The organism is Leisingera sp. SS27, assembly GCF_028368855.1.
GTDB lineage: Bacteria > Pseudomonadota > Alphaproteobacteria > Rhodobacterales > Rhodobacteraceae > Leisingera.
Map to the genome: position 1 here is coordinate 19,208 of NZ_JAQNCY010000011.1, position 20,053 is coordinate 39,260.

17 protein-coding genes are annotated in these 20,053 nt (G+C 62.4%); 15 read left to right on the forward strand and 2 right to left on the reverse strand.

The features are described from left to right. Nucleotides 1–1,068 carry a GlxA family transcriptional regulator gene (locus N6L27_RS18490; protein ID WP_271908834.1) on the forward strand — a complete coding sequence of 356 codons (1,068 nt, stop codon included), beginning with the start codon at nucleotides 1–3 and terminating at the stop codon, nucleotides 1,066–1,068. A 121-nt stretch (nucleotides 1,069–1,189) separates the two neighbouring features. Here N6L27_RS18490 and N6L27_RS18495 read toward each other — a convergent pair whose 3' ends face one another. After that, the gene (locus N6L27_RS18495; protein WP_271908835.1) at nucleotides 1,190–1,882 is read right to left on the reverse strand and encodes a GntR family transcriptional regulator; all 693 of its coding nucleotides are present in this window, start codon (nucleotides 1,880–1,882) and stop codon (nucleotides 1,190–1,192) included. A 206-nt stretch (nucleotides 1,883–2,088) separates the two neighbouring features. Here N6L27_RS18495 and N6L27_RS18500 point away from each other — a divergent pair, with 206 nt between their 5' ends. The 7 genes from N6L27_RS18500 (at nucleotide 2,089) to ehuA (ending at nucleotide 9,893) form a co-directional block, all read left to right on the forward strand. Next, entirely contained in the window at nucleotides 2,089–2,871 is a 783-nt protein-coding gene (locus N6L27_RS18500) for a maleate cis-trans isomerase family protein (RefSeq protein ID WP_271908836.1), read from the forward strand. Nucleotides 2,872–2,875: 4 nt separating this feature from the next. Continuing rightward, complete coding sequence (locus N6L27_RS18505) at nucleotides 2,876–4,054, forward strand: M24 family metallopeptidase (protein WP_271908837.1); 1,179 nt, start codon at nucleotides 2,876–2,878, stop codon at nucleotides 4,052–4,054. Between the two features lie 18 nt (nucleotides 4,055–4,072). Beyond that, nucleotides 4,073–6,529, forward strand: coding sequence for a GcvT family protein (locus tag N6L27_RS18510; RefSeq protein ID WP_271908838.1), 2,457 nt, complete (start codon nucleotides 4,073–4,075; stop codon nucleotides 6,527–6,529). A 304-nt stretch (nucleotides 6,530–6,833) separates the two neighbouring features. Next, entirely contained in the window at nucleotides 6,834–7,676 is an 843-nt protein-coding gene (locus tag N6L27_RS18515) for a transporter substrate-binding domain-containing protein (protein ID WP_039179833.1), read from the forward strand. Between the two features lie 64 nt (nucleotides 7,677–7,740). After that, nucleotides 7,741–8,406, forward strand: coding sequence for an ectoine/hydroxyectoine ABC transporter permease subunit EhuC (gene ehuC, locus N6L27_RS18520; protein WP_271908840.1), 666 nt, complete (start codon nucleotides 7,741–7,743; stop codon nucleotides 8,404–8,406). Between the two features lie 3 nt (nucleotides 8,407–8,409). Beyond that, nucleotides 8,410–9,075, forward strand: coding sequence for an ectoine/hydroxyectoine ABC transporter permease subunit EhuD (gene ehuD, locus N6L27_RS18525; RefSeq protein ID WP_271908841.1), 666 nt, complete (start codon nucleotides 8,410–8,412; stop codon nucleotides 9,073–9,075). Nucleotides 9,076–9,077: 2 nt separating this feature from the next. Beyond that, a complete protein-coding gene (gene ehuA, locus N6L27_RS18530) occupies nucleotides 9,078–9,893 on the forward strand; it encodes an ectoine/hydroxyectoine ABC transporter ATP-binding protein EhuA (protein WP_334312508.1) in 816 nt (271 codons plus the stop codon). Nucleotides 9,894–9,896: 3 nt separating this feature from the next. On the opposite strand, the gene N6L27_RS18535 is transcribed toward ehuA, so the two are convergent. Then, nucleotides 9,897–10,775, reverse strand: a complete 879-nt coding sequence (locus N6L27_RS18535; RefSeq protein WP_271908842.1) for a LysR family transcriptional regulator — start codon at nucleotides 10,773–10,775, stop codon at nucleotides 9,897–9,899. Nucleotides 10,776–10,906: 131 nt separating this feature from the next. On the opposite strand from N6L27_RS18535, the gene N6L27_RS18540 reads away from it, so the two are divergent. Genes N6L27_RS18540 through N6L27_RS18570 form a run of 7 tightly spaced genes read left to right on the forward strand, consistent with a single transcriptional unit; the run spans nucleotide 10,907 to nucleotide 19,138 of the window. After that, the gene (locus tag N6L27_RS18540) at nucleotides 10,907–12,049 is read left to right on the forward strand and encodes a M24 family metallopeptidase (RefSeq protein WP_334312509.1); all 1,143 of its coding nucleotides are present in this window, start codon (nucleotides 10,907–10,909) and stop codon (nucleotides 12,047–12,049) included. Further along, nucleotides 12,049–12,843 (forward strand): maleate cis-trans isomerase family protein, encoded by a 795-nt coding sequence (locus N6L27_RS18545; RefSeq protein ID WP_271908844.1) that lies wholly within the window; start codon nucleotides 12,049–12,051, stop codon nucleotides 12,841–12,843. The genes N6L27_RS18540 and N6L27_RS18545 overlap by 1 nt, the downstream gene beginning before the upstream one ends. Before the next feature lie 21 nt (nucleotides 12,844–12,864). Beyond that, on the forward strand, nucleotides 12,865–14,136 hold the full coding sequence (locus N6L27_RS18550) for a sarcosine oxidase subunit beta family protein (protein WP_271908845.1): 1,272 nt from the start codon (nucleotides 12,865–12,867) through the stop codon (nucleotides 14,134–14,136). An 11-nt stretch (nucleotides 14,137–14,147) separates the two neighbouring features. Beyond that, the gene (locus N6L27_RS18555) at nucleotides 14,148–14,432 is read left to right on the forward strand and encodes a sarcosine oxidase subunit delta (protein WP_271908846.1); all 285 of its coding nucleotides are present in this window, start codon (nucleotides 14,148–14,150) and stop codon (nucleotides 14,430–14,432) included. After that, nucleotides 14,429–17,380 (forward strand): sarcosine oxidase subunit alpha family protein, encoded by a 2,952-nt coding sequence (locus N6L27_RS18560; RefSeq protein WP_271908848.1) that lies wholly within the window; start codon nucleotides 14,429–14,431, stop codon nucleotides 17,378–17,380. The genes N6L27_RS18555 and N6L27_RS18560 overlap by 4 nt, the downstream gene beginning before the upstream one ends. Further along, nucleotides 17,373–17,981, forward strand: coding sequence for a sarcosine oxidase subunit gamma (locus N6L27_RS18565; protein ID WP_052272262.1), 609 nt, complete (start codon nucleotides 17,373–17,375; stop codon nucleotides 17,979–17,981). The genes N6L27_RS18560 and N6L27_RS18565 overlap by 8 nt, the downstream gene beginning before the upstream one ends. Continuing rightward, complete coding sequence (locus N6L27_RS18570) at nucleotides 17,978–19,138, forward strand: aromatic ring-hydroxylating oxygenase subunit alpha (protein ID WP_271908849.1); 1,161 nt, start codon at nucleotides 17,978–17,980, stop codon at nucleotides 19,136–19,138. The genes N6L27_RS18565 and N6L27_RS18570 overlap by 4 nt, the downstream gene beginning before the upstream one ends. Nucleotides 19,139–20,053 lie beyond the last annotated feature (915 nt).

Below are 20,053 nucleotides of genomic sequence, written 5' to 3' on the forward strand. Positions count from 1 at the left end.
ATGACACTGCATTCCAGCGACTTTGGCCCCGCCCTGATCCGCCGCATCGGCTTCCTGTTGTTTCCCGGCTTTCCGATGGCTTGCCTGACTGCGGCCATCGACACGCTGCACACCGCAAATGAGCTGGCCGGCAACCAGGTTTTCAGCTGGTCGCTCATAACCGAGACCGGCACGCAGGCAACAGCGTCGGCAGGCGTGCCTTTCTCGGCAGACTGCAGTCTTGCGGAAACAGACGCAATTGACTGCCTGTTCCTGCTTTCTGGTCCGGAAGCCGGGTTTGATGACCCGGCCTCCGGACACGGCCGGCTGCGTTACCTGGCACGCCACGGTGTCATCCTTGGCGCGGCTGCCGGCGGCGTCTTCCCGCTTGCCCGCAGCGGTGTTTTGTCCGGACGGCGCTGCGCCGTCCATTGGAGCTTCCGCAGCGCCTTTGAATCAGCTTTTCCGGATTGCACCGCAGTGGACCGTCTGGCCGTGCGTGACGGGCCGGTTCATACAGTTTCCGGAGCCGCAGCGATGTTTGACCTGACGCTGGAGCTGATTGAAAATGAGCTTGGTGAGGCCGCTATGAACGAAGTTGCTTGCATGTTTCAGCATCCTGTTCCGCGCAGCGTCAGTGCCCGGCAAAAAGTCCCTGTTCTGCAAAGCGGCCGTACGGTCGATCAAATGCCGCCTGCGGTCAAACAGGCGATGTTCATCTTTTCGGAGAATGTCGAAACTCCTGTCGGCATCCGCGAGGTCGCCCGCATGGCCGGTATTTCTCCTCGCCAGCTGGAACGCAGTTTCCGCACCGCCACAGGACTCAGCCCCGGCGAATATTACCGCCGCCAGCGCCTCAAGACAGCCAGGCAGATGGTGCGCTATTCCTGGGACAGCATCTCGGACATCGCTCATTCTGTTGGCTATGCCAGCTCATCGACCCTGACGCTTCATTACCGCAAGTTCTATGGAATAACGCCGGTTCAGGACCGCAAACAGACTTTTCTTCCGGATACCGGGATCCCGGTCCGAAACCGCCCGGCGGCAGACCGGAGCGCGGCAAAAGCTGTCACGTTTGCATCGGGATGACTGCAGCTCAACCATGCCGGCACCTTCGGCGGTGGTGTCCTGAGCGTCCGGAATAGGGCGCGCGCCGCGCTGCACTACTGGCTTGGAACTCACCATTCAATAGCACTGTTCAGATTTTCAATCACCCTCTGACGATGGCATGCGCGGTGAACTCCGCAAGTTCACCACGCCAGATCTGACGGCCGAAACAGAAGGGTTTGCCGTCTTTCCCGCAGATCACCTGCTCAAGTTCAATCCCGGCATTGTAGGTCGGCAGGTTCAGCAATCCCGCCTCCTGTTCATTCAATGCGCGCATCCGGATCGTAATGTCACCGGATTGCGGCGGCATGTTGTACTCCCGCTCCATCAGTACCGTGGTTGACTGCTGCAGGCTGTGATCGAACAGGCCGGGGAAAAGGCTGGCAACGGCGTATTCCTCTTCGACAAACGCGGGGTGGTCCCGAAGCAGGAACAGCCGGGTGTATTTGTACAGCGCTTCTCCTTCGGGCACGTCCAGTTTTGCCGACAAGGCTGCATCTGCCTCGGCCATCTGCTGGGAGACCACCTTGATCGCCAGTCCAGGCCCTTCCTGACCGATCAGGGCCGAGAGGCTGACGGTCTTGCTGATGTCATAAGCCACGCGCTGCGGCGACACGAATCGGCCGCGGCGCCCGGAACTGTAGGCGAGCCCTTCCATTTCAACTGCAAGAAGCGCGCGGCGTGCGGTCATCCGGCTGATGCCAAACTGCTCTGCGATGGCTCTTTCCGAAGGCAGCGCTGCATGCGCTGCCAGTTTTCCGCTGCGGATCTGATTTCGCAGATGGTCAATAACCATCTGAAAAGCAGGTGTTCTTTTGGTTTTGTCCAAATCGTCTGCGTTCATGATGCGCGGTCCCGCAAGTTTTCATTTGGTATATACCAGAATGGTGGTATATACCAGTTTTATGAGTTCCACATCCTGAGTGCATGGCGCAGCCAAGGTTTGCAAGGGATGGGCAGGGGGAGCGGGGCGTAAATCCCGCGGGTTTTGGAGGCAGGACGATGAATGCGGCGCCGGATATTCAAGCACTGCAATTCACCAGTGACGGGGGGCTGGGCGGCACGGCCCGGATCGGCCTTATTGTCCTGCAATCGGACCAAACCCTGGAGCATGAGCTGTCGGGTGTGCTGCGCCAGCCCGGGGTGGCGCTGTATCACGCACGGATCCCCAACGAGATGGAAGTCACCAGCGATACGCTGCGGAAGATGGAAACGGATCTGCCGGCCGCGGCGGCGCTGCTGCCGGCTGCCTTCGGGCTGGACGCGATCGGCTATTGCTGCACGTCTGGGGCGACGATGATCGGCGAGGCCCGGGTGGATGCGATCCTGCGCAGCGTGCATCCGGGGGCCAGGACCACCAACCCGCTGACCGCATGCAAGGCAGCGCTGAGCGCGCTGAAGCTGAAGCGGATCGCGCTAATCACCCCCTATGCCGCCGAGGTGACCGAAGGCATGCGGGACAATCTGGCCGCCGCCGGGTTCCAGGTGAACGCGGTTGGCAGCTTTAACCAGAGCGACGATTTCAAGGTGGCGCGAATTTCCTCTCAGAGCATTCTGGAGGCGGTCAAGGAGGTCGGTGGCCGCGCGGATTGCGATGGCGTGTTCGTGTCCTGCACCAGCCTGAGGGTCATGGGCATCATCGCCGAGGCCGAGGCGGCCATCGGCAAGCCGGTTCTATCCAGCAATCAGGTTACCGCCTGGCATCTGGCCCGTCTTGCGGGCCTGCGCAGCAGCATCGCCGGGGCCGGCATGCTGTTTCACACCCAGTTGAAGCCGCAGGAATAACACAATGACCGATATGCACCCCGCCGCGGAGCGCGGGTTTACCACACAGGAGTTTGAGCAGCGCACGCAAGCCGCCCAGAAGATCATGGCGGGCCGAGGACTGGATGCGCTGCTGCTGACCACCGAACCGGAGGTGCGTTATTTCACCGGCTTCGACACCATCTTCTGGCTCAGCCCGACCCGGCCCTGGTTCGTGGTGATCCCGGCCAGCGGCGCGCCGGTGGCGGTGATCCCGGAAATCGGTGCACCCAGTATGGCGCTGACCTGGGTTTCCGATATCCGCACTTGGCTGGCGCCGCAGCCGGAGGACGACGGTATTTCGCTGCTGGCGGACACCCTGCGGGAGCTGATGCCCGGCGGCGGCACCCTGGGTGTGCCAATGGGGCATGAAACCCATGTGCGGATGCCAGCGGCGGATTTCCGGAAATTGCAGGAGAACCTAGGCGGTATCCGCCTTGCCGACGGCACCGATGTCGTCCGCAGTCTGCGGATGGTTAAATCCGAGTCTGAGATCGCCAAGATCGCCCGGATCTGCAGCATCGCCTCCTCAGCCTTTGAGGACTTGCCGAACCATATCCGGGCAGGCGACACCGAGCGTCAGGCCTTTGCCAAGTTCAAGATCAGCCTGCTGCAGCACGGCGCCGATGACGTGCCTTACCTGGTGGGCAGCTCTGGTCCCGGCGGGTTTGCGGATGTGATCAACCGGCCCACGGACCGGGTGATTGCAGACGGCGACATGCTGCTTCTGGATACCGGTTCACTGTGGGGCGGCTACAGCTGCGATTTTGACCGGAATTATGCCTTTGGCCATGCCGCGGACGCAGCCAAACAGGCCTATGACCTGGCCTGGCGAGCAACCGAGGCCGGATTGCAAGCGGCACGACCAGGTATCACCACCACAGACCTGTGGGGGGTGATGGCCAAAGTGCTGGAGGACGGCGGCTGCACCGGCCATCAGATCGGGCGCATGGGCCACGGGCTGGGCATGCAGGTCACCGAATGGCCATCGCTGATGCCCGGAGACAATACCATGATCGAGGAAGGCATGGTGCTAACGCTTGAGCCCGGTTTTGCATTCGGCGGCAACAAGATGATGCTGCACGAAGAAAACATCGTCATCCGCGCCGATGGCGCGGAATTACTCTCGCGCCGCGCTCCGCGCGAGCTGCCAATCATCTCTTAACACATGGGATCCGACCACATGACCAAACAGCTCCCGTCCCATGCGCAGGTCGTCATTATCGGCGGCGGCATTCATGGCTGTTCCGTTGCCTATCACCTGGCCAAACAGGGGCTGACGGATGTTGTGCTGCTGGAGCGCAAGCAGCTGACCAGCGGCACCACCTGGCACGCGGCCGGGCTGGTCGGGCAGCTGCAGGGCAGCCATGCCACAACCGCGTTTGCGAAATACGGCATCGAACTGCTGCAGGAGATTGAGGCGGAAACCGGTCAGAACCCGGGTTACCGCCGGTCGGGGTCGATCTCTATCGCCGTTAACGATGAGCGGATGGCGGAATTGAAGCGAAAAGCGGATTTCGCGGCGCTGTTCGGCATTGAGGCACATTATATGGAAACGGCGGCCATTCAGGAGCGCTGGCCGCTGATGAATCCAGAGGGCGTTCTGGGCGGCATTTATATGCCCAGCGACGGTTCTGCCAACCCGGTCGATCTGACCACGGCACTAGCTAAAGGCGCGCGGATGCGCGGTGCGAAAATTCTGGAGAACATCAAGGTCGAGGAAGTGCTGACCGAGCGCGGCAAGGCGGTTGGCGTGCGCACCGCTGAAGGCACGATCAGCGCCGATTATGTCGTGAACTGCGGCGGTATGTGGGCGCGGGAACTGGGCCGGCAGAACGGCGTCGGCGTGCCGCTGCACGCCTGCGAGCACTATTACCTGGTGACCGAGGCCATCGAGAACCTGCCCAGCGATCTGCCGGTGCTGCGGTCCTATTGCGACGGCACCTACTGGAAGGAGGACGCCGGCAAGCTGCTGTTCGGCTTTGCCCATTTCCAGGCCAAGCCCTGGGGCATGAGGGGGATCTCCGAGGATTTTGAATTCGACAGCCTGCCGTTTGTCGAAGACGACGTGATGGAGGTGCTGGAACTGGCGATGAACCGGGTGCCGCTGCTGCAGGAAACTGGTATCCGCACCTTCTTTAACGGGCCGGAAAGCTATTCCTATGACGGGCGGTTCATCCTGGGGCAGGCGCCGGATATTGCGAATTACTTTGTTCTGGGCGGGGTGAACTCCACTGGCATTCAGTCCGGTTCGGGCGCGGGCCAGGCGCTGGCGCAGTGGATCATCGACGGCCATCCGCCGATCGACCTGAGCGAGATGGACCCAAAGCGCTGCGAAGAATTTCAGGCGCGCGATCCCTATCTGCAGGCGCGCTGCCCGGAAACCCTGGTGCTGACCTATGCAATGCATTGGCCGAACCGCCAGCGCGAGACCGTCCGGAACCTGCGCCGCACCCCGTTCTATCATCCGATGAAGGCCCGCGGCGCCTGTTTCACCGAAGTTCAGGGCTGGGAGCGGCCCGGCTGGTTTGCGCCCGAAGGGGTGGAGCCGAAGTATCAATACAGCTTTGGCCGCCAGAACTGGTTCCCGTATGTGCAGGAGGAGCAGAAGGCCGCCCGCGAAGCGGTTGCGATGATCGACTACTCGATGCTGGGCAAGCTGATGGTTGAGGGTAGGGACGCCGAGAGCTTCTTGCAGAGGGCCTGCACCAACAACATGTCGATGGCCAATGGCCGTGTTGCCTATACGCTGATGCTGAACGAACGCGGCGGTATCGAGAGCGACGTCACGGTGGCGCGCCATGGGGGCGAGAGCTTCATGGTGATGAGCTCGATCTCGCACACGCGGCGCGACTATCTGCATCTGCGCGACCTGATCCGCGAGGATGAGGACGTACGGCTGCGGGATGTGACCTCCGCATATGGTGTGCTGGGCATCATGGGGCCGCAGAGCCGGGCGCTGCTGCAGGCCGTCAGCGATGCGGATCTTTCCAATGCGGCGTTCCCGTTCAACAGCCTGCGCCATTTCCATATCGGCCACGCCCCGGTTTTTGCGCAGCGGCTGTCCTATTCGGGCGAATTGGGCTGGGAGATTTTCATCACCCCGGATTTTGCCGAGCACGTGTTCGAGGTGCTGATGCAGGCAGGCGAAGAGTTCGGCATCCGGCTGATCGGCGGCGAGGCATTGAACGCGCTGCGGCTGGAAAAGGGGTTCCTGCACTGGGGCCATGACATGGCCTATACCGAGGCACCGCATCAGATCGGGCTGGAGTTTGTCTGCAAGACAGAGAAACCCGTCCCCTTCATCGGGCGCGAGGCCTATCTGGGGCGCAAGGCAGAAAACAAGGGGCCGTTCCTGTGCTCCGTCAAACTGCGCGACCCGGGGCCGCTGTTGCATCACAATGAACCGGTGCTGCGGGACGGAAAGGTGGAGGGGTTCGTGACCGCCGGCGCCTGGGGGCAGACGCTCGGAGCGGCGGTTGGCCTGTGCTTCCTGACCCTGCCGGAGGGTGAAACGGACAAGGCCGCGGTGGCCGCGGGCGACTTCACGGTTCTGGTCGAAGGTCAAAGCTTCGCAGCGGATGTCAGCCTGACGCCGTTTTATGATCCGGACAGCAAGAGGATGCTTGAGAGGGCATAAGGGACAGCACCGGGAAGAAAGGAGCGGTGGCGAAGAATTCATAACCTGTGGTTATTCAAAGGCAGCAAAAATGGTCATTTTGAAATGTGTCTTTGTGACCGTACGTTAAGCTGTTCCTGGGCGAAACAGACCTTTTTCCACGGGGAAATGCAGATTTGCAGGCGGGTTGGAGGCAAGAAAACCTTCCGGATCCAGCCGCTCATACCGGCAGGCGGGCAGCACCGGAAACATAACCTGCCGGAAGGCCCCGAAGGGGCGGCGGTGTCACACTAGAAATTGATCCATGATGAACTGGGAGGAAATCATGACTAACAAAACATTGAAAACCATTGGCGCGGCAGCCCTTGCGGTTGTGGTCAGCAGCGTTGCAGCTCTGGCCGGCCCGATCGAGGACCGGATCGCCGCGGGCGAACCGATCCGCATCGGCTTCTCCAACATCCCGATCTGGGGCTTCCCGGATGAAAACGGTGACGCCAAGGGTTTTGTGAACGAAATCGCGCTCGGCATCCTGAAGGAAATGGGCCACGACAACGTGGAAACGACCGTGACCGACTGGGGCGGGCTGATCCCCGGCCTGCAGGCCAACCGCTATGACCTGATCACAGGCGGGCTTTATATTCTGAACAGCCGCTGCCAGAACATTGCCTTCTCCGAGCCGATTGCCCAGGCCGGCGATGCCTTCATCGTGCCGGCAGGCAACCCCAAGGGCATCCAGAACTATCAGGACATTCTGGCGGCGGAGGCGATGCTGGTCACTGGCGCAGGCTACAACACCGTGGAAGCGGCCAAGAAAGAAGGCTTGACCGATCCAATGATCATGCAGGTTCCGGGACCGACCGAGATGCTTGCAGCGGTCAAGGCGGGCCGGGCGGACGCCGGCGGAATGACCTATTTTGAGGCCGCGCATCTGGCTGAAAACGACGATGCCGTCGATGTCACCGATCCTGCTGCGTTGCCGGATTGGACGCAGAACTGGGTGGGTGTCGGCTTCCGCGAGGCGGACAGTGACTTTATGGCCAAGTTCAACGCAGCGCTTTCTGGTTATGTCGGCACCGACGCGATGATGCAGTCCGTTGAAGCCTACGGGTACACCGCAAGCAACCTGCCCGGCGACAAGACCGCGGAGTGGGTCTGCGCCAACCGCTGATCTGACAGTGCGGCGGAGCCCTGCGCTCCGCCGCATGTAATTCTGTTTGAAAGACGAATGACGGATGGGGCTTTACGACTTTCTGGCACAGTACTGGCCGCGGCTGTTGTCCGGCGCCGGGATAACTGTTGCACAATTCCTGCTCGCCGCCGCTTTGGGTGTCGCCATTTCCCTCTGCATGGGGCTGATGAAGCTGTCGCAGAACGCGCTGCTGCGTGGCGCTGCCGTAACCTATATTGAGATTTTCCGCGGCACCTCGCTGGTGGTGCAGCTCTACTGGATCTTCTTTGTGCTGCCGCTATTCGGGCTGACGATCGAGAAATTCACCGCCGGCTATCTTGCGGTTGGCATGAATATCGGCGCCTACGGGGCGGAGCTGGTGCGCGGCGGCATCCTGTCTGTGCCCAAGGGGCAGTGGGAGGCGGCGCTGGCGATCAACATGAGCCCGGCGCAGCGGATGCGGCGGATCATCCTGCCGCAGGCGCTGGTCAATATGCTGCCGCCCTGGGGCAACCTGATGATCGAACTGCTGAAGGGCACCGCGCTGGTGTCGCTGATCTCGGTCGCCGACCTGATGTTCGAGGCGCGGCAGATCAACTCCTCCACCTTCCTGTCGGCGCAGGTCTTTGGCGCGGCACTGTTGATCTACTATGTGCTGGCCCGCTTCTTGGTGACGCCGTTCATGCGCTGGCTGGAACGCCATATGGCGCGCAAGCTGGGGAGGACCTGAGCCATGTTCGACTGGAAATGGGACTTTACCTGGGAAATCCTGCCGCGGCTGGTCTACGCCACTGGCAACACACTGATTGCAGCCGGCGCAGGGTACGTCATAGCTGTGGTATTGGGGCTGATGCTGGCGCTGGCGCAGCGTACGCCGTCAAGGGCCCTGACCTTCACCGTGCGCGAGTTTGTGGAGTTCATCCGCTCCACCCCGCTGATCCTGCAGATCTTCTTTGTCTTCTACGTGGGGCCGCAGTTCGGCGTCCGGCTCAGCCCCTGGATGTCCGGGATGATCGCGATCGGCCTGCACTATGCCTGCTACCTGTCAGAGGTCTACCGCGGCGGCATCGAGAGCGTGCCGAAAGGCCAGTGGGAGGCCGCTATCGCGCTCAACATGACCACGGCGCAGAAATACCGACGGGTGATCATCCCGCAGGCGATCCCGCCGGCGCTGGCCGGCATGGGCAACTATCTGGTCGGCATCTTCAAGGACACGCCGATGCTGTCGGTGATCGGGGTTGCCGAACTTATTCATACCGCCAATGCCATCGGGTCCGAGAACTACCGGTTCCTGGAACCCTACACGATGGTTGGCATTATCTTTCTGGCAATCTCCCTGCCGGCAGCGGGTCTGATCCGTCTGTTCGAAGGGTATGTGCGCCGCAAACTGGGACTGTAAAGATGCTGGACAAGACTGGCTTTCCGCTTGAGATGACCGGCGAAGACACGCCGATGGTGAGCTTTCGCAAGGTGCGCAAATCTTATGGAGCGCTGACCGTTCTGGACGATCTGGACCTGGATGTTAGCGCAGGTGAGATGGTGTCGATCATTGGCCCTTCAGGCTCGGGCAAAACCACCGTGCTGCGGATGCTGATGACGCTGGAGCGGATCAATGGCGGGGTGATCTATGTGGACGGCAAGCCGCTGAGCCATATGCCCAAAGGCGGCCAGCTGGTGCCCGCCAACGAACGGCACCTGCGCAGCCGCCGCGCTGACATCGGCATGTGTTTCCAGCATTTCAACCTGTTTCCGCATATGACCGCGCTGGAAAACTGCATGGAGGGGCCGGTGCAGGTGCTGGGACTCTCCAAGGCGGAGGCACGCGACCGGTCGGAGGAGCTCTTGGAAATGGTCGGCATGATCTCCAAGAAAGACCAGCACCCCTCGCGCCTGTCCGGCGGCCAGCAGCAGCGGGTGGCGATTGCCCGCGCATTGGCGATGCGGCCCAAGGTGATGCTGTTTGATGAGGTGACGTCCGCTCTGGACCCGGAGGTGATCGGCGAAGTCACCAATGTGATCCGCCAGCTGGTCTCCGAGCATAACCTGACCATGCTGATGGTCACCCACCAGATGGGCTTTGCCCGCGATATCTCGGACCGGGTGTGTTTCTTCTATGGCGGCAGAATCGAGGAGCAGGGCCCGCCGGCAGAGCTGTTCGGCAACCCGCAGCGGGAGCGGACGCAACAGTTCCTGAGCGCCGTCAGAGAGGCGGTGTAAGTTTCAGAGCGGGATGCCCACATCCCTCAGAAGGCTTCGGGTCTGCTCGGTGAGCAGACCTGTGCGCCAGATCACGAAATAGCTGCGTCCGGTCGCCAGCTGGTACGCATCCAACGGCACCAGCCGCCCGGCGTCGATTTCGAACCGCAGCACATCGGGGCAGCCAAGCGCCACCCCGCGGCCGCGGATCGCGGTATCCAGAGTGTTGCCGTATGAGCCCAGGTTGACCTTGGCAGCCTGGGCGATTTCGGGATTGCCGGTCAGTTCGGCAAAATCGCCCCAGTTCACCCATTTCGGAGTCAGCTTGTCAAAATCAAGCAAGGTCGCCGCCGCCAGACCGCCTGCGCGCTGCGCCTTGGCTGGAGACGTGACCGGCATCCAGCGTTCCTCGAACAGAAGTGCGCCGTCCCAGCCGGCCGGGATGTCCTGGCCGTAGTAGATCATCGCATCCGTCTCCAGCGCGAACAGTTCAGTGTCCTTGTCCGAGGCTGTCAGGGTAACAGGCGCGGCATCACTGCTGAGAAGGTATTCATTGATTCTAGGCGTCAGCCAGTATTGCGACACGGCGACATTGGCCGCCAGCGACAGCCGGGTGCCGCTGCTGGAGCGCCGCAGCTGCTGCAAGCATGAGTGCAGGTAATCCAGCGCCTCGCCGGAATTAGCTGCCAGGATCTTGCCGTTGCGGGTCATGGACAGGCTGCGGCCGCGGCGGTTCACCAGGGTCATGCCCAGCCAGTCCTCAAGCACTTTGATTCTCTTGCTTACAGCGGCTTGGCTGACATTCAGTTCCTCCGCGGCACGGGTAAAGTTGCCGTGCCTGGCAACAGCTTCGAAGAACAGGAGGTAGTCGAGGGGCGGCAGGGCGCGGCGGTAGTTTTTCATAACCCTTGGTTATCACATTCCCGGACCGAATGTCACTTTGGAAAGCGTGATTTCGAGCGTAGCATTCGGATCAGGCCCAGAATGCGGCAGGGCTTTGCCGCGCGGCTCTCCATAACAGACGGGGATGTAAAATGTTCACAGAGCGAATGTCGCGTTTTCAGGCAAAGCTGGCTGAGGCCGGGATTGATGTGGCGCTGATCACTGATGACGACAATGTCTATTACCTGACGGGTTATTACGATTACCTGCACATGGAGTTCGGCCGCCCGACCATTCTGGTGGTGCCCAAGGACGGTGAGACGCTGCTGATCACCCCAACCATCGACCTTAACAGTGCGGAAGCAGCGGCGCGGGTGGGCCGGATTGCCGCCTGGAATGACGGAATGGGCAACGAATGGCGCGAGGAATTGCCGGGTGCAGTCCGGAATGCGGCGTCGGTGGCGATTGAACCGGGCCATATGCCGCCGCCCGTGCGCGCCTATGTGAAAGATCTGGTCGCCGCGGAAAACATCACCAGCACGACGCCAATCCTGAACCAGATGCGGATGATCAAATCTCCGCAGGAATTGCAGCTGGCCCGCCATGCGGGCGAAGTCGCCACCGCGATGATGAATGCAGGCCGGGCCGCAATCGGCGACGGCGTGCCGGAGTTCGAGGTGGCGATCGCCACCAGCCAGGCGGGCACCCGCAAGGCGGCAGAGCTGCTGGCAGCGCATTATGATGATGGCGACATGTCGCCCAACACCCATTTCCTGCAGATCATGGCCTCGGGCAAGGACATCGTGAAAACCCACCACCGGGCCTCGACCCGGATCATGCGGCGGGGTGAGCCGGTGTTCCTGTGCTTCTGCGGCATGACCAATTTTCACCGCTTCAAACTGGGTTTTGACCGCACCTTCTGGATCGGCGAGCCGGATCCCGAGCAGGTCAAGGTCTATGAGGTAGCAGTGGCCAGCCAGAAGGCTGCGCTGGAGGCCCTGCGCCCCGGCGTGACGGCGGAAAGTGTGCATGCCGCCTATGCCGAGGTGATCCAGGGGGCGGGATACGATTACCCCTTCCGTTGCGGCCGGGCCACCGGTTTCAGCTTCCTGGAGGCGCCGCAGCTGGTCACCGGCGATACCACGATCATCCAGCCGGGCATGGTGCTGGCGGTGGACGGGTCGGTGTCAGTTGACACCTTCCGCGCCCAGGTCGGTGACAGTTTCATCATCACCGAGGACGGCTGGGAGCAGCTGACCCAGCATCCGAAGTCCGTTGAGGAGGTCATCCTGTGATGTTCCAGCCAGGCCAAACCATCCAGTCCAAGCCCCGCACCCCTGAAATGGATGCCGGGCGGTTCCACCGTGCCAAGCTGGGCTTTATCCTGATGTCCACCGACCCCTCCGCCGAAGGGGATTTTTGGGACATGGCGCCGGAAGGCGTTGCCGTCTACGTCACGCGCCTGAAGACCGACGACCACACCACAACCGAAACTCTGGCCAGGCACATCGAGCACATGGCCGACGCGGCGGCGCGCATCCAGCCGGAGGCGAGGCCCGATGTGGTCAGCTACAGCTGCACCTCCGGATCCATCGTGATCGGCGAGCAGCGGGTGATGGCGGAGATCAGGAAAGGCGCGCCCTGGGCGCAGCCGATGTGCCTTGTGCAGGGGGTGCTGGACGCGCTGAACGAGCTGGGCGCTAAGAAGCTGGTGGTCGGCACGCCTTATCTGGATGACATCAACACCGCCGAGGCGGAGTTTCTGGTCGAGCGCGGCTTTGATGTGCTGGACATTCAGGGGCTCAATATCGCCAGCGGCTGGGACATGGGGCTGGTGACGCCGGACTACTGGAAGAAATTCGCGCTGGAGATCGACCAGCCGGAGGCCGATGCGATTTTCCTCAGCTGCGGCGGCGTGCGCTCGCTTCCTGCGGTCGAGGAAATCGAGCAGATCACCGGCAAGCCGGTCATCACGTCGAACCAGGCGCAATTCTGGTCCTGCCTGCGCCGCGCCGGGATCATGGATGAACTGGAGGGTTTCGGCCAGATCTTCAAACACCCGGGACGGATGCTGAAACCCACCGCCTGAGGCCCCTGAAAGACCTGATAAATGACCCGTTTTTCCGCATGGAATGTGCTCTGGCAGGGTATCACCGGCCAGAAGGGGTGGACTCGTCAGTGGCGGGACCCCGAACCCAAGAGCCATTACGACGTAATCATCGTCGGCGGCGGCCTGCATGGGCTGGCGACCGCCTATTACCTGGCCAAGAACCACGGGCTGCGCAATGTCGCGGTGCTGGAGAAGGGCTGGATCGGCGGCGGCAATGCCGGACGCAATACCACCATTGTGCGCTCCAACTATGCGCGTCCGGGCAACCGGCAGTTCTATGCGCATTCGCTGAAATTGTGGGAAGAGCTGAGCCACGAACTGAACTACAACGTGATGTTCAGCCAGCGCTCGCATATCGCGCTGCTGCACTCTCCGGGCGCTATTGATGCGGCCGCGCGCAATTACAACACCCTGCGCCGCACCGGCACCCCTGATGCAGAGATCTGGGGCCTGGAGCAGTTGAAGCAGGCAGTGCCGCACCTGAACTACGCCGAGGGCGCGCGGTTTCCAGTGATGGGGGCGGCAGTGCAGAAACGCGCGGGCACCGCCCGCCATGATGCGGTGGTCTGGGGCTATGCCCGCGCCGCGGACCAGCTGGGCGTGGACATCCTGCAAAACTGCGCGGTGACGGGGGTGGAGCGCGACGGCGGCCGGATTACTGCGCTGGAAACCACGCGGGGCCGGATCACCGCCGGCAAGGTCGGCTTTGCGGTTGCAGGCAATACCTCGCGGCTGTGGAACATGGCCGGGCTTGGGCGCCTGCCGATTGAATCCCACAAGCTGCAGGCCTTCGTCTCGGAGCCGCTGAAGCCCCTGCTGGATCAGGTTGTGGTCTTCGGCATGGGCGGCGCGCATTTCTATATCTCGCAGTCGGACAAGGGCGGCATGGTCTTTGGCGGTGATCTGGACTGGTACAAATCCTATGCGCAGCGCGGCAACCTGCCGATTGTGCAGGACGTGGCAGAGGCGGCGATGTCGGTGATGCCCTGCCTGGGCCGGGTCAAGCTGCTGCGCCATTGGGCCGGGGTGGTCGATATGTCGATGGACGGCAGCCACTTCATCTGCCCGACGCCCTTGGACAATCTCTATTTGAACACCGGCTGGAACTACGGCGGCTTCAAGGCGACACCTGCCGCGGGCTGGTGGTTTGCCGATCTGATCGCCAATGAACGCCCCGCGCCGATGATCGCCGATTTCGACCTGAAACGCTTTGAGCGCGGGCTGCAGCTCGACGAGCGCGGCGCCGGCCCTGATCCCAAGCTGCACGGATAAGGAGCTAAGCCATGATCCGGATATCCTGTCCCTTTTGCGGTCCTCGCGACCATGCCGAATTCAGCTATGGCGGTGACGGCTCTATCGAATACCCGGCGCTTGATGCGCCGGTGCAGGACTGGCACGACGCGGTTTTCCTGCGCGATAACATCTGCGGCCTGCAGTTGGAGACCTGGCAGCATGTGCATGGCTGCCGCATGTGGCTGAAGGTGGAGCGGGACACGATGACCCATGAAATCCGCAGTGTGACACCCGCCCACCCCGGACTGGCATCGGTTTTGGAGAGCCAGGCATGAGCGGGCGGCGTCTGGACAAGGGCGGGCGGATTGACCGCTCCAAACCGCTGACGTTCCGCTGGGACGGCAAGGCGCTTCAGGGATATGCAGGCGATACGCTGGCCTCGGCGCTGATGGCCAATGGCCAGCGGGTGCTGGGCCGGTCCTTCAAGTACCACCGCCCGCGCGGGATCATGTCGGCGGGGTTGGAGGAGTCGGGCGCCATCGTGACGGTTGGCAGCAGCGCGCGGGCGGAACCAAACGTCAAGGCCACCATGCAGGAGCTGTTTCACGGGCTGGAGGCGAGCGGCCAGAATGCCTGGCCCAATGTGCGTTTTGATGCGGGCGCGGTGAGCGGGCTGTTCGGGCGGTTCTTCTCGGCGGGGTTCTATTACAAGACCTTCATGGGGCTGCCACCGTTTGAGTGGGGCCGCGGTACCGGGCTCTGGATGAAATACGAAGCGCTGATCCGCAAGGCGGCCGGCATGGGCGCGGCTTCGCGCGAGGCTGACCCGGATTGCTATGACCATGCCCATGCCTATTGCGACGTGCTGGTTGTCGGGGCCGGGCCTGCGGGTCTGCGCGCCGCGCTGACGGCCGCCGAGGCAGGCCGCGACGTGATCCTGGCGGAACAGGATTTTGAACTGGGCGGGGATCTGCTGAATGATCCCTTTGCAGAACCAAAACGCTTGGCCCTGATCAAGGCGGTTGAGCAAGCGGGTGTGCGGGTGATGCCGCGGACCACAGTCTTTGGGCTCTATGACAATGGCACGGCCGGCTTGGTCGAGCGTGTGACGGACCATCTGCCGGAGCCTGGGCCATTCATGCCGCGGCAGCGGTTCTGGACCGTACGGGCGGACGCCACTGTGCTGGCTACCGGCGCGCTGGAACGCTCTGTAGCCTTTGCAGGCAATGACCGTCCGGGGGTGATGACAGCAGCGGCGGGGCGGGCTTACCTCAACCGCTTTGGCGTCCTGCCGGGGCAGCGCATAGTGATCGCCACCACCAATGACAGCGCCTACCAGACCGCTGGCGAACTGGCGGCTGCCGGGGCAGAGGTGGTGCTGGCGGACGCCCGCGAGCGTTCCGGCAATGACGTCGCCTTAGGGGGCAGACTGCAACACGGCTTGGCGCCGCTGGAGGCGAAAGGCCGATCCGGCATTAAATCCGTGCAGTTTGCTCGGAACACCGGTTCCGGCTGGCAGGCGGCGGGCCGCGAGGACTGCGATCTTCTGCTGGTTTCGGGTGGCTGGTCGCCAGTGGTGAATCTGGCCTCGCACCGTGGGGTCAAACCCGAATGGAATGCGGAGCTGGCCTGTTTTCTGGCAGGCGAATGCGCAGAGCCGGTCTATATGGCGGGGGCCGCGGCCGGCGTCTGGAACGCCGCCGCCTGCGACGCTTCAGGCGAGGCCGCAGCAAAACGCGCCATGGGATTTGAGGCCATGCAGCCTGCACCAGGCGGCTGGACCAGCCCGATTGAGCCGCTTTACGAAGTGCGGCTGCCGGGCAGCAAGGCAAAGGGCTTTGTCGATCCGCAGCATGACGTGACCGGCGATGATGTGCGGCTGGCCCATCAGGAGGGCTTTGTCTCGGTCGAGCATCTGAAACGCTACACCACGCTGGGCATGGCTACCGATCAGGGGAAAATGGGCAATATCATCGGCCTGGCACTGATGGCCGAGGCCCTGGGCAAGGAGATCCCGGCAGTGGGCACCACCCGCTTCCGCCCGCCCTACACCCCGGTTGCCATCGGCGCGCTGGCGGGGCGCAACGTGCATGGCCATTTCAAAGCCCTGCGCCGTACGCCGCTGCATGACTGGAACCTGCGCCATGGTGCCACCATGACCGACGCAGGCCTGTGGCACCGGCCCTGGTACTTCGCCAAAAACGGCGAAACCATTGCTGAGGCCTATGTGCGCGAGGCCGCCACGGTGCGCGAAACGCTTGGCGTCTGCGACGTCAGCTCTCTGGGCAAAATCGCGGTGCAGGGGCCGGATGCGGCGGAGTTTCTGAACCGGGTCTATACCAACGGTTTTGCCAAGCTGGCGGTGGGCAAGGCGCGCTATGGCATCATGCTGCGCGACGACGGCATGGTGATGGACGACGGCACCACCTGGCGGCTGGCAGAGGATGACTTCATGATGACCACCACCACCACCGGGGCCGGCAAGGTCATGGTCTGGCTGGAGGAGCTGCTGCAAACCCGCTGGCCTCGGCTGCGGGTGCATCTCACCTCGGTTTCGGATCAATGGGCGGGAGTCTCCGTTGCCGGTCCCAAATCGCGTGAGGCGCTGTCGGCTTGCCTCGCGGACCCTGATGCGGTCTCGCATGAGGCGTTGCCGTTCATGGGAGTGGTCCGGGTCAAGCTGAAGAATGGCATCCAGGGGCTGGCTGCGCGGATCAGTTTCTCGGGTGAGCTGGCCTATGAGCTTTATGTACCCGCCGATGATGGCGAGGCGATGATGGATCTCCTGTGGGCGGAAACCAAACACCTGGGCGGATGCCTTTACGGGCTGGAGGCGCTGGGCACACTGCGGATCGAGAAGGGCCATGTCACCGGCGCTGAACTGGACGGGCGGGTCACAATCCGCGATGCCGGGCTGGGCAAGATGGCGTCCGCAAAGAAACCCTATATCGGCAAGGCCTTGCAGGACCGCCCGGAGCTGTTGCGAAAAGACCGCCCGCAGCTGGCCGGGATTTTCCCCAAAGATCGCAGCAAGACCTTCAATGGCGGTGCGCTGCTTTGCCAGCCGGAAGAGGGCGAGGGGTTCGGCGAAGGCTGGGTCACCGCGGTAACGCATTCGCCTGCGCTCGGCCACTGGATCGGGTTGGGCTATGTCGCGGGCGGCCACGAGGCCTGGGCCGGGCGGACGCTGATGGCCAGCGATCCGGTGCGCGGCGCTCCCGTCGAAGTCGAGGTCGTTTCCCCTCACATGTTCGATCCGGAAGGAGGGCGGATGCATGGATGACCAGATGAATGCACTTCAAAAGCAGCTGGTGCCTGTGCGTGGCGGTAAGCCTGGGCCTGCGGGTGTCACCCTAAGCCAGCTAACCGGCTTCCGCCTCACCCAGATCGCCGCCTGGCCGGAGACGCTGGCGGAAGCCGGTGCGCTGGCCGCTGCCGCCGCGGGCTGCGGTGCTGCGCCCGGGCCGGGACGGGCGGCGCAGGGCAAGGACGGCACGCTGCTGCGGGTCGAGCCGCTGAAATGGTGGCTGCTGCAGCGCGCTGGCCAAACATCTGTGCCGCTGCAGAGCGGCAGTGCCGTTGCAATTCTGGATCTATCCAGCGCCCGGACCCTGGTGCAGGTCTCGGGACCGCAGGGGGCCACGCTCTTGAACCATTTCCTGCCACTGGACCTGCGGCAGGCATCCTTCCCGGCGGGCCATGCCGCCTCCACCGCCTTTCACCACGTGGGCGTCACCCTGTGGCGCACAAATGCGGGCTTCATGCTGGCATTGCCGCGCAGCTTTGCTGCCTCGCTGCGGGAGCTGCTGGAGGGCAGCGCCCTGCAGTACGGACTGAAAACACGCGAAACCGCGTTTTCCCTTGCAACAGGAGAGTTGGAATGACCCCCCGTATGTCAGTTGATGAGCTGCTGGATGCGGTGGCGCGCAATGCCGCGCTGCCGGATGAGCTGGCCGAGGCGACGCCGCCGCAGGTTTATACGTCGCCGGAGTTCCTGGAACTGGAGCTGGACGAGATATTCAATCACGAATGGTTCTGTGTCGGCCGGGAAGATGAGTACGAAAACCCCGGCGACTACCGCGCAACCACCATCGGGCGCGATCCGGTGGTGGTGCTGCGCGACCGGGACGGGGTGCTGCGGGCGATGTCCAATGTCTGCCGCCACCGGATGGCGACCCTGCTGGAAGGCTCCGGCAATATCCGCGGCCGGATCAGCTGTCCCTATCATGCCTGGACTTACAACCTGGACGGCCAGCTGATCGGCGCGGCCCATATGCGCGAGAATTTCAACAAGAAAGAGGTCTGCCTGCCGCAGTTTCAGGTCGAAGTCTGGCAGGGCTGGGTCTATGTCTCGCTTGATCCCGATGCCGCGCCTCTGGGACCGCGGCTGGCTGGCCTGTCCAAGCGGCTGGAGAATTATCAGCTGCCGAAGTACCGCACCCTGTTCCGGGCTGAAGAGATCTGGGACACCAACTGGAAGATCCTGGTGCAGAATTTCACTGAGGGTTACCACCTGTTTGTGGCCCACGCCCAGACCATCGAACCGGCGATGCCGACCCGGCTGGCCAATGCGATGCACGGCGGCGCAGCCTACAGCCTCTATGAACAGGGCCGCCTTCCGGGGAAATCCTACGAGCGCAAGTCCGACATGCAGGTGGACAACCCGCTTCTGAGCGATGAGGAGCGTGAGAAGGCAGTGCTGTCCGCGATCTTCCCGTGCCATGTGATGTCGGTGGTTGCGGAGCGCACCTTCTGGCTGTCGCTGCAGCCCTATGGCACCGACAGGGTCAAGGTGTTCTGGGGGGCTGATTACTACCCCGGGGCAGTGCCCGAAGACCCGGAGGAGCGCGCCGCCTATGCCGCAGAGCTGAAGGCTGGATTCGACCGTATCAACGATGAGGACAAGCCGATCATCGGCAGCATCGCGCAGAACGCCAAGGCGCTGGCCGCGGCCCCCGGGCGGCTGTCGCCGAAGGAGCGTACCGTCTGGTATTTTCAGCAATACCTTGCAGCGCAGCTGTGCAAGAGCGGCACCTCATAAGCATAGCCGGAGAGGCGGCAAAGCTGAGCGGCTTCTCATAAACATCTGGTGCGGGGATAGCAGTGCTGCGCTTGCAGCGACCTGCGCCCTGCATCCGCTTCGAGGCGATCTCAATTCAGGGAGCTGAGCCGAATGTGCCCTTCGATCGCGTGTTGCGAAGCATCCGGCATAGATAGCAAGTACCGGTTTTCGTCAGCCTTTCGCGAACAACCTCGCTGCAGTTGCGAAAGGCTGCATCTGCTCTATGGCTCCAGCCTCATTGAATTTCAGAGCAAGAAGATGACAGTTGCTGCGGGGTCGATGGTTAAAAGGAATACATGCGGGCATCTGCCAAAACCGGTGGCGACACGCCGCTGATCCTTCAATAGGCCAAACGTCATCCCAATCACTGCCCGGCAGTGCATTGCGCAGCAATGCCGTGAGAAGGGCGGTTGCACCGCTTGTATCTGCGCTTGTGGCATCGGAGAGGTTTGTCACGTGACTTGCTGCCTGGAAGGCTTGGACGTGTCCCTTTGTCGTTCAGGGCATTTCAAAGCCAGCCGGCGTCGCAGCCCCGCTCAGCAATCATCCAATCCGCCGTGGGCACCCTTCTCAGGAGCGTCCTGGCGCCCGTGTAATCTCTGACCTGCCCTGCGGCCACGAAGAACCGGATCGGACGGCCGAAGGCGACTGTAACGGCATGAGGCCTGGTGTTCATGGCGGCCGTTTTCAAGGCATTTGAACCCCGGATCAAATCCTGATCCTTCAATCTCCGCCCATTCAGATGTCCACACACCATTTTTCACCGCGAGGCCGTGCGGTAGGCCGTCAAATAGGTCGCGTCAGTCATGAGCGCCATTTAATCCGCGTTCTCGGCAGCCAGTCCTGCCATCTAGCGGATGACCAGCACACGGTTAGTTCGGTGGTTGATGACCT

What these genes read in the sequence shown, in the direction of transcription:
- N6L27_RS18490 (WP_271908834.1), top strand. Translation starts at nt 1, where the DNA reads ATGACACTGCATTCCAGCGACTTTGGCCCCGCCCTGATCCGCCGCATC.
- N6L27_RS18495 (WP_271908835.1), bottom strand. Translation starts at nt 1,882, where the DNA reads ATGGTTATTGACCATCTGCGAAATCAGATCCGCAGCGGAAAACTGGCA.
- N6L27_RS18500 (WP_271908836.1), top strand. Translation starts at nt 2,089, where the DNA reads ATGAATGCGGCGCCGGATATTCAAGCACTGCAATTCACCAGTGACGGG.
- N6L27_RS18505 (WP_271908837.1), top strand. Translation starts at nt 2,876, where the DNA reads ATGACCGATATGCACCCCGCCGCGGAGCGCGGGTTTACCACACAGGAG.
- N6L27_RS18510 (WP_271908838.1), top strand. Translation starts at nt 4,073, where the DNA reads ATGACCAAACAGCTCCCGTCCCATGCGCAGGTCGTCATTATCGGCGGC.
- N6L27_RS18515 (WP_039179833.1), top strand. Translation starts at nt 6,834, where the DNA reads ATGACTAACAAAACATTGAAAACCATTGGCGCGGCAGCCCTTGCGGTT.
- ehuC (WP_271908840.1), top strand. Translation starts at nt 7,741, where the DNA reads ATGGGGCTTTACGACTTTCTGGCACAGTACTGGCCGCGGCTGTTGTCC.
- ehuD (WP_271908841.1), top strand. Translation starts at nt 8,410, where the DNA reads ATGTTCGACTGGAAATGGGACTTTACCTGGGAAATCCTGCCGCGGCTG.
- ehuA (WP_334312508.1), top strand. Translation starts at nt 9,078, where the DNA reads ATGCTGGACAAGACTGGCTTTCCGCTTGAGATGACCGGCGAAGACACG.
- N6L27_RS18535 (WP_271908842.1), bottom strand. Translation starts at nt 10,775, where the DNA reads ATGAAAAACTACCGCCGCGCCCTGCCGCCCCTCGACTACCTCCTGTTC.
- N6L27_RS18540 (WP_334312509.1), top strand. Translation starts at nt 10,907, where the DNA reads ATGTTCACAGAGCGAATGTCGCGTTTTCAGGCAAAGCTGGCTGAGGCC.
- N6L27_RS18545 (WP_271908844.1), top strand. Translation starts at nt 12,049, where the DNA reads ATGTTCCAGCCAGGCCAAACCATCCAGTCCAAGCCCCGCACCCCTGAA.
- N6L27_RS18550 (WP_271908845.1), top strand. Translation starts at nt 12,865, where the DNA reads ATGACCCGTTTTTCCGCATGGAATGTGCTCTGGCAGGGTATCACCGGC.
- N6L27_RS18555 (WP_271908846.1), top strand. Translation starts at nt 14,148, where the DNA reads ATGATCCGGATATCCTGTCCCTTTTGCGGTCCTCGCGACCATGCCGAA.
- N6L27_RS18560 (WP_271908848.1), top strand. Translation starts at nt 14,429, where the DNA reads ATGAGCGGGCGGCGTCTGGACAAGGGCGGGCGGATTGACCGCTCCAAA.
- N6L27_RS18565 (WP_052272262.1), top strand. Translation starts at nt 17,373, where the DNA reads ATGGATGACCAGATGAATGCACTTCAAAAGCAGCTGGTGCCTGTGCGT.
- N6L27_RS18570 (WP_271908849.1), top strand. Translation starts at nt 17,978, where the DNA reads ATGACCCCCCGTATGTCAGTTGATGAGCTGCTGGATGCGGTGGCGCGC.